The sequence below is a fragment of the Brevundimonas sp. P7753 genome (assembly GCF_013386595.1).
In the GTDB taxonomy this organism is placed as follows: Bacteria; Pseudomonadota; Alphaproteobacteria; order Caulobacterales; family Caulobacteraceae; genus Brevundimonas; species Brevundimonas bullata.
The window spans coordinates 1-308 of the sequence record NZ_JACARP010000261.1; the positions used below are offsets into that span (position 1 = coordinate 1).

Sequence of the window (308 nt, forward strand, 5' to 3'; positions counted from 1 at the left end):
ACGCTCATTGCGAAGGTCCATCCCTTGGCGCTTGCGGCCCGGAGCGCCTTGGCGACCGCTACATACACATTGCTTGCCCTGAATTCGCCCGATGCCCGAACCGGCACGTCCGCACGCGAGTTCCAGCGCACGGCCACGTGGGAACGCTTGCCCCACGCAGCGATGACACGAGACAGCTTTGCTTTGGATGCCTCGACCGGCCAACTCTTGTCTCGTTCCATTGGCGCGAGATCGCTGTCGGCGGTGCTCTGCGCAGGCGCTTCGAACAAAGGCGTGACGGAGTGTGCTATCGGCGTCTCGTCTTTCCC

1 protein-coding gene is annotated in these 308 nt (G+C 63.3%); it reads right to left on the minus strand.

Going from position 1 to position 308, the window contains the following annotated elements; all coding sequences use genetic code 11:
* Window positions 1-308, minus strand: a 308-nt coding sequence (locus tag HX774_RS19875) for a hypothetical protein (RefSeq protein ID WP_218650548.1), incomplete at both ends; no start/stop codon positions are given.